Consider the following 7,844-nt stretch of genomic DNA (forward strand, 5'->3'; position numbering starts at 1 on the left):
CACGCGCCCCGCAGCACCGCGATCAACTTCCGCAACAGCCACCGGCCAACCGAGACCAAGGCCACATCCACCGAGAGCGGCGAAACTACCTCGCGTACGGGTTGTCCTCCGGCGGTACCGGCGGCTGGTACGACGGCGGAGGCGGCACCGAACCCACCGGCTGCTGCGGAGGCACCGGTGATACGGCCGACTTCCGCCGCCGCACCACGGCGAACACCACCCCGACCACCAACACCAACCCGGCCACCACCGCAGCCACGATCGGCAGCCCGCTGCCACCGGACCCGGACGACGACTCGGCCTTCGGCTGCGACGTCGGCGCCGCCGCCCCGCCGGTCGGGCTCTCCACCGGGCTCGGCACCGACGAAGCCGAAGCCGAAGCCGACGGAACCGCCGACGGCGACGCCATGTCAGCCGGAAGCGGCGACACATCCGCCGGACCCGGATCACCCGGATCCGTCAGCGCAATCCGCGGCCGCACCGCACCCCAGCCAGCATCGTCCGTACGAACCGTCCCCCCGTTCGGCCTTCCTGCGGTATTGATGAGCACCCGCAGAACCTGATTTGCCGACCACTCCTTGTGAACCGACCAAACCAACGCCGCAGATGCGGAGGCCAGAGCGGTCGCATCGGATGTGCCATGGCCTGTGCAGTACCCAGACGGGGTTGTGCAGGCCGCGATCGTGTCCACACCAGGGGCTACAAGTGCAACTTGCGGCCCATGTTCGGACTCGTCCGTCACCGTCCCGTTTCGATCGATCGCCCCGACACCAACGGCGTTGGGAAGGGCTCCAGGATAGTCAACCGGATTCCCCGACTGCGCCTCGTTCCCCACGGCCGCGAAGACCAGCACCCCCTTCGACCTCGCAGCCGCAAGGATTCGATTCAGCTTGGCCACGTCGCCCGGGAAGGCAGTAGCCGCGTTGATTCCTTGAGAGATGCTTACAACCTTGGCACCTTGGTCGATCGCATAGTCGACAGCCTGTCCAACCTGGTCAAGAAAATCAGTGGAGACCACAGTTCCAACGGAACCGGTATTGATCTTCAATGGCAGGATCCTGACCCCAGGGGCCAATCCGTAGGCGCCCTTACCTCCATTGGCCTTTCCGGTTCCTGCGATCAGGCCAACCATCTTCGTGCCGTGCTCATTGCCATACGTGCCCACTCCACCCGGACTTCCACTGAAGTCCTTGCCCGGCAGAAATTGGCCGATCAAGTCGGGGTGATCCAATTTGAACCCGCCATCGATCACCGCAACCGTGACACCCTGCCCCTGGGACACCTTCCACATCTCTGAGGCGTGCATGGCGTCCAAGTGCCACTGGTCACCACGAATCGAGCCGTCTGCAACCGCAGGTGCCGCGACTGGGCCAACAACGAATCCCGCAGCCAACAGTGCTGTCATAACAGCCCGCCAGCTCATTCGTGCACTCGCCCGCCCCATCGCAACTCCTCGTCGTCTTCTCCGCCAGCCGCCTAGCGTGCCCCGAGCAGGTCTGCCCGGCCGCTGGGAAAGCCCAGCGGCCGGGCAGTCGTTGTCGCCCTACTCAACCACGTCCGGGTTGCTGTGCGGCGTGCCGCTGGTCCAGGTCTCCTCGTCCTCGTGCAGGTAGTCGGCGCGCTTGCGGCGGTCTCGCTCGTTGCGACCACCACCGTGGCCGGCCATGCCCGGGCCCATCATGCCGTTCTGCCCGGAGCGGGCGCCGCCCTCGGCGGCTCCCGCTGCGGCCGCCCGGTTGCGCAGGCCCGTACCGCCTGGCGTGAACTCGCCGCCGGTGGCAGGTCCCTTGCGGCCGCCGACCGTGCCGCCGCTGGTCGAGGTCAAGCCCCGACCACCGCGCGCGTTACCGCCGGAAGCTCCGATGCCGTGACCACCACCCATACCGGGGTGCATGCCGCCCATACCGGTGGCCGATCCGGCCCGGCCACTGGCCGGTCCTGCCTCACGGGAACCGAAGACCGTGCCGCTGGGCAAACCCGGGCTACCGGACTTGCCGGGGATCTGACCGCCGCCGAACGGCACCGTACGGGGCTGGATCGAGCCACCGCCCTTGCCGGGGACGTAACCACCACCGGTGCCCTTGGTCGGGATCGAACCGCCGCCGGTCCCACCCGGGAAGCCGGTGATCGGTCCGCCGCCCGGCATGCCGGGCGTACCGCCGGGGCCACCGGGCCCGCCCGGGTAGACGGGCGTGGCGCCCGGGCCGCTCGGCGACACGGGGCCGGGACCGCCCGGGCCGGTCTGGCTCGGCAGGGTCGGCGCGGGCGGCAGGCTGTCGAGTCCGGTACCGGGGCGGTTGACCGGGTCCGACGGGTGGGACGGCGGAGTCGGAGAGCCCGGGTCCTGCGGTGCGGGCGGCAGCTGGACACCACCGTGCGGAGGGGTCGGGGTGGTGCGGTCCGGGTTGGACGGGTCCTGCCAGGTCGTTCCCGGATCGCGGACTGTCATGGATCCACCACGGTAACTGCCAACAGGCGCGCCGTAGCTACCACCCGTGCTGCCGCTGCTGGAACGAGGGCTACGGATGGGGGCGCCATAACCGCCGCCGGAACCTCCACCGGTGTAGTCCGTGTTTCCACTCTTGTCTGGCGCCGCCGTGTCAGGTGTTCCCGGCAACTTCACGTCATCAGGAATCCCGTTCAGGGTCGTCGTCGCCGCGCTGTACGCCTGGGCCAGGTTCTCTACCTGCTTGACGGCTTCCTGGTGTTCCTTGTCGACCGTCGCCTTGTAGTTGATGGCCTCAGCATTGGTCACCCATTTGTCTTGAAGCTGTGCCTTCATGTAGTCGTCGACCGTCTGGCCTACCGCAAGCTTGGACTCCACACCCGGGAGAGGCTTCTGGCTCTCGTGTTGGGCCAGTTTGTCGATCGCCGTCGTCGGAAGCGGCGGCATCGCGGCCTTCGCAGTACTGAGCGCTTCACCGGCCTGGGTCATCGCACCGCCGGCGGTCGTGGAGTGCTGACCGATGATCGCTGCGGACTTGTACAGATTTCCGACCCAGGTCTTGAAGTTCTCAGCCGCCGGCCCCTCCCAAGTGACTTGGCCGAGGTGTGCCTGGAGTGCCGAGCTGAGATCCGTCAGGACTCGACCGGCATTCTCAAGCTGATTGGCCCGCTTCAGCACCATGTCAGGCTGCGTCTTATCAACCATTGAGATAAGAGCGGCGTGATCAATGCCCTGGTACTTCGATTCCCCTGCCATGACCTGCTCCCCGTCTCCCCGTGAGTCTCTCCTCGTGCCGTCGTCAGAGGCTTGCGCTGGACTTCGTCCTCGGCGGAGAGGTGACGTCTACGTTCTTCGCGACCGCGTTCTGCGCGGCCGTCGTGTGGTCCTCGTTGGTCTGATACGTGCCCGCCGTCTTTGAAACCGCGTCCTGCATCGCCTGAATCTGCGCCACGAACTCCTTGTGGAGCCGGACGAGCTCGGAGTGAACCTTCTCGTACCTGGCACTCAGGGCCGTCGCCTCCGAGAACGAGCCGGAGTTCGCGCTGACGAAGCTCGCCTGTTCCAGCTTCTGCGCTTCGAGCTTGTACGGCGCGGCCTCAGAACCCTCCATCGCCAGGAGCAGGGCCTCGACCTTCTTCGAGAACGCGGTGAGCGTGTCCAGCTCGACCTTCACGTCCTGCTTGCCGAAGGCCGACACCAGGTCGCTGGCACTGAAGTTCGTCTGCGCCGTGCTGACGAACTTGCCGATCCCGAACGGCCCCGTCGACAGCATGAACGGCGACGCGTCGGGCGTCCCCGGGTTCGTCCCCGAATCGTTCGCTCCTGCTTCTGCCACAGCAGTTCACCTCTCCCCCGTACGGGCGGGCACTCCGGGCAATTCCCGGGTGCGCCGCGCCGCAACACACCGTCAACTTCTGGGTCGTACCGTCCTGGTCGGCGCATCCGCCCGCCCTGTGGGCGGTCTGCGCCTCCGTCATCGTAGCCACCACCCCTGTCGGACCGGCAGGGCCCTTGGCCCGCCCGTGCACGATCGGTACGAACTTGACACGTACAAAGTCCACCGCGGCCCCTGGGTAGACTGGCCCGGTACGCCCCATCTGCCGCGCAATGTCGCACAGCAGCGACCCAAGGCCGCAGAACGGACGTGACCGCATGCCTTCGCAGAAGCCTGCCGCAGTGACTCCCTGGTGGGCCCGGGCCGTGCGGCCGGCGCGGCCGCCGCTGCCGGTGGCGTTGATGGCGCGGGCGGCGGTCGGGATGGCGGTGCCGCTGACGGCCGGGTTGCTGGCGCACCGGCTGGACCTGGGGGTGTTCGCGGGGCTCGGGGCGATGCACGCGACGATGAACGACCGTGTCGAGCCGGCCCGTCTGCGCTCCGCCCGGATCGCGACCGCCGTGTTCGCCTCCGCGCTCGGCATGCTGATCGGTACGGCGTTGCAGCAGGCGCACGCGGGTGCGGTCGTGCTGGGCGTCTCGCTGACGCTGACGGCCTTCGCCTCCGGCGCGCTGAGTGCGACGGGTCCGCGCGGGTCTGCGGCCGGGATGCTGCTGTTGGTGTCGGCCGCGCTGGGCAGCGGGATGCCGTTGCCGCACCCGTGGTGGGCGGCGGCGCCGATGATGCTGGTGGGTGCCGCGTTCGTGGTGGTGCTGGGCCTGCCCGGCGGGGCGCACGACCGGCCCGCCTCGGATCCCCGCAACCGGGCGCTGGCCGCCGTGTACGAGGCTCTCGGCCGGACCCTCGCCGATCTGGGCACGCCGCGGGGCGCCGCCTCGCGCCAGGTGCTGACCGCCCGCCTGAACCTGCTCCAGGACCTGCTCCCGGGCCACGGCGGAAGCCGGACCGCCCGCACCGCCCGCACCGCCCGGATCCGCCGGATGTACGAGGCGGCCCTGGCCGCCACCGAGGCGGCGACCGGCCTGCTGTGGGCCTGGCGGCCCGTCCCGCCGGAGGTGGCGGAGGTGCCGAACCTGCTGGCGGCGGCCGTACGGCGGGGCGGCGGCGAGGTCGTGGTGCCCGACTGGCGGCCCGACACCCCGTCCCGGCAGGCCCTGGACGTGGCGCTGCGCGCCGCCGCCGACACCGTCGCCGGCCGTCCGACCCGGCTCGGTACCGCCCCGGCGCCGCCGCCCGACCCGTGGCGGCTGCGGGTGCGGCTGCTGTCCCGGGGTTCGGTGCGGTACGGGCTGCGGGTCGCGCTGTGCATCGCGGCCGGCTCGGCGGTGACCGCCAACTATCCGCTCAGCAAGAGCTACTGGGTGCCGATGACGATCGCCTTCGTGCTGAAGCCGGACCTCGGTTCGGTGTTCCTGCGCGCGGTGAGCCGGGCGGTCGGCACGGTGCTGGGCGTGGCCGTCACGGCGGCGCTGCTGTCGCTCACCACCGAGGAGTGGGCGCTGACCGCGATGGCGGCCGTGTGCGTCGCCCTGCTCCCGTACGCCACCGCGGCGCACTACGGGCTGAACACCGTCGTGATGACCCCGATGGCGCTGATCCTGTTGCAGCTCGGCGGCCAGAGCAGCGCGGCCGAGTTCTGGCCCCGGGTGCTGGACACCGTGCTCGCGAGCGCGATCGTGCTGCTCTTCGGCTACCTGCTGTGGCCCGAGCGCCCGCGCCACCGGATCGAGCCCCGGCTGGTGGACGCGGCGGCGGCGCTGCGCGCCTACCTCGACGCCGTCACCCTGACCGGCGGTCCCCGGACGGACGACGGCGGCACCGCCCAGGTCTGGCTGCGCCGCACCGCCTACCGGTCGCTGGCGGACGCCCGCCACGAGGTGCGGCAGGGGCTGACCGAGCCGCCGCCCACCGGCCGGCTGGCCGAGCAGTGGCTGCCGGCCACGGCCGCGCTGGAGCGGCTGGGCGGCGCGGTGGCGGCCTTCGCCGCGCAGATCCGCTACGGCGGCCGGGTGCCGGACCCGGCCGAGACCGAGCGGGTCCGGCGGGCGCTGGACGAACTGACCGCCGCCGCCCGGGAGCACCGCCCGCCGACGCGGCCGGCGGCCCGGCCGACCGCGCCGCACGACCCGACGCGCAGCGCGCTGGGCCGTGCGGCGGACGAGCTCGAAAACCTGCTCAGAGCCGAGCGGTAGTAGGTCGGAGTCAGACCTGCTCGGCCAGCTCCAGCCAGCTCATCTCCAGCTCCTCCTTCTCCTCCCGGACGGCGCGCAGCTGCGCGTCCAGCTCCGCGACCTTGGAGAAGTCGGCGGCGTGCTCGGCGAGTTGGGCGTGCAGCTTGGACTCCTTCTCGTCCAGCTTGGCGATCTGCCGCTCCAGCTTCTGCATCTCCTTCTTCGCCGCCCGAAGGTCCCCGCCGGACAGTCCGGCGGCGGCGGTCTCGACGGCCGGGGCGGCGGCGGGAGTGGCGGGAGCCGCGGCGGCGGCCATCCGCGCCCGGCGCTCCAGGTACTCGTCGACCCCGCCGGGCAGCATCCGCATCCGCTTGTCGCCGAGCAGCGCGTGGACGACGTCCGTGGTGCGCTCGATGAAGAAGCGGTCGTGGCTGATGACGATCATCGAGCCGGGCCAGCCGTCGAGCAGGTCCTCCAGCTGGTTGAGCGTCTCGATGTCCAGGTCGTTGGTGGGCTCGTCCAGGAACAGCACGTTGGGCTCGTCCATCAGCAGCCGCAGCAACTGGAGTCGCCGCCGCTCGCCGCCGGAGAGGTCGCCGACCGGCGTCCACTGCTTGTCCTTGCCGAAGCCGAACTGCTCGCACAGCTGGCCCGCGCTCATCTCCCGGCCCTTGCCGAGATCGACCCGCGAGCGGACCTGCTCGACGGCCTGCAGCACGCGGATCGCCGGGTCCAGCTCGGCGACCTCCTGCGACAGGTAGGCCAGGCGCACGGTCTTGCCGACCTTGACCACGCCGGAGGCGGGCTGCACGTCGCCCTCCGAGGCGTACGCGTCGCGCAGGGCGCGCAGCAGCGAGGTCTTGCCGGCTCCGTTGACGCCGAGCAGGCCGATCCGCTCGCCGGGGCCGAGCTGCCAGGTGAGGTTCTCCAGCAGCAGCTTGGGGCCGGCCTTCACGGTGACGTTCTCCAGGTCGAAGACCGTCTTCCCGAGCCGCGCGTTGGCGAACTTCATCAGCTCGCTCTTGTCCCGCGGCTCCGGCACGTCGGCGATCAGGGCGTTGGCCGCCTCGATCCGGTAGCGCGGCTTGGAGGTGCGGGCGGGGGCGCCTCGGCGCAGCCAGGCGAGCTCCTTGCGGGCCAGGTTCTGGCGCTTCTGCTCCTCCACGGCCTCGATCCGGGAGCGCTCGGCGCGGGCGAAGACGTAGTCGGAGTAGCCGCCCTCGTACTCGTGCACGTCGCCGTGCTGGACGTCCCACATCCGGGTGCAGACCTGGTCGAGGAACCAGCGGTCGTGGGTGACGCAGACGAGGGCGGAGCGGCGCTTCTGCAGGTGCTGGGCGAGCCAGTTGATGCCCTCGACGTCGAGGTGGTTGGTGGGCTCGTCCAGGACGATCAGGTCGGGCGAGCCGAGCAGCAGCTTGGCGAGGGCGATCCGGCGGCGCTCACCGCCGGAGAGCGGGCCGATGACGGTGTCCAGGCCGTCGGCGAAGCCGGGCAGGTCGAGGCCGCCGAAGAGGCCCTCGATGATGTCGCGGATGCGGGCGTCGCCGAGCCACTCGTGGTCGGCGCGGTCGGCGATGACCTCGTGCCGGATGGTGGCCGTCGGGTCGAGCGAGTCGTGCTGGGTGAGGACGGCGAGCTGGAGGCCGCCGTTCCAGGTGATCCGGCCGCCGTCCGGCTCCTCCAGCTTGGCGAGGATGCGGATCAGGGTGGTCTTGCCGTCGCCGTTGCGGCCGACGACGCCGATCCGGTCGCCCTCGCTCACGCCCAGGCTCACCGCGTCCAGCAGGGTGCGGGTGCCGTAGACCTTCGTGACGGACTCGATGGTGGC

The 7,844-nt window shown here is 70.6% G+C and carries 5 protein-coding genes; 1 reads left to right on the top strand and 4 read right to left on the bottom strand.

What is annotated here, in order from left to right:
• Positions 1–85: 85 nt before the first annotated feature.
• The 3 genes from J0670_RS40590 to J0670_RS23315 form a co-directional block, all read right to left on the bottom strand.
• Complete coding sequence (locus tag J0670_RS40590) at positions 86–1,444, bottom strand: S8 family serine peptidase (RefSeq protein ID WP_374223150.1); 1,359 nt, start codon at positions 1,442–1,444, stop codon at positions 86–88.
• A 99-nt stretch (positions 1,445–1,543) separates the two neighbouring features.
• Complete coding sequence (locus J0670_RS23310) at positions 1,544–3,202, bottom strand: WXG100 family type VII secretion target (protein WP_207813602.1); 1,659 nt, start codon at positions 3,200–3,202, stop codon at positions 1,544–1,546.
• A 43-nt stretch (positions 3,203–3,245) separates the two neighbouring features.
• On the bottom strand, positions 3,246–3,782 hold the full coding sequence (locus J0670_RS23315; RefSeq protein WP_207813603.1) for a hypothetical protein: 537 nt from the start codon (positions 3,780–3,782) through the stop codon (positions 3,246–3,248).
• A gap of 341 nt (positions 3,783–4,123) precedes the next feature.
• Here J0670_RS23315 and J0670_RS40345 point away from each other — a divergent pair, with 341 nt between their 5' ends.
• The gene (locus tag J0670_RS40345) at positions 4,124–6,034 is read left to right on the top strand and encodes an FUSC family protein (protein WP_207813604.1); all 1,911 of its coding nucleotides are present in this window, start codon (positions 4,124–4,126) and stop codon (positions 6,032–6,034) included.
• Between the two features lie 10 nt (positions 6,035–6,044).
• Here J0670_RS40345 and J0670_RS23325 read toward each other — a convergent pair whose 3' ends face one another.
• Complete coding sequence (locus J0670_RS23325) at positions 6,045–7,838, bottom strand: ABC-F family ATP-binding cassette domain-containing protein (protein WP_307806655.1); 1,794 nt, start codon at positions 7,836–7,838, stop codon at positions 6,045–6,047.
• Between the last annotated feature and the right edge of the window lie 6 nt (positions 7,839–7,844).

The organism is Streptomyces sp. FH025 (genome assembly GCF_017427025.1).
GTDB lineage: Bacteria > Actinomycetota > Actinomycetes > Streptomycetales > Streptomycetaceae > Kitasatospora.

Coding starts and splice junctions, on each gene's coding strand:
- J0670_RS23310 (WP_207813602.1), bottom strand. CDS start 3,202: ATGGCAGGGGAATCGAAGTACCAGGGCATTGATCACGCCGCTCTTATC.
- J0670_RS40590 (WP_374223150.1), bottom strand. CDS start 1,444: ATGGGGCGGGCGAGTGCACGAATGAGCTGGCGGGCTGTTATGACAGCA.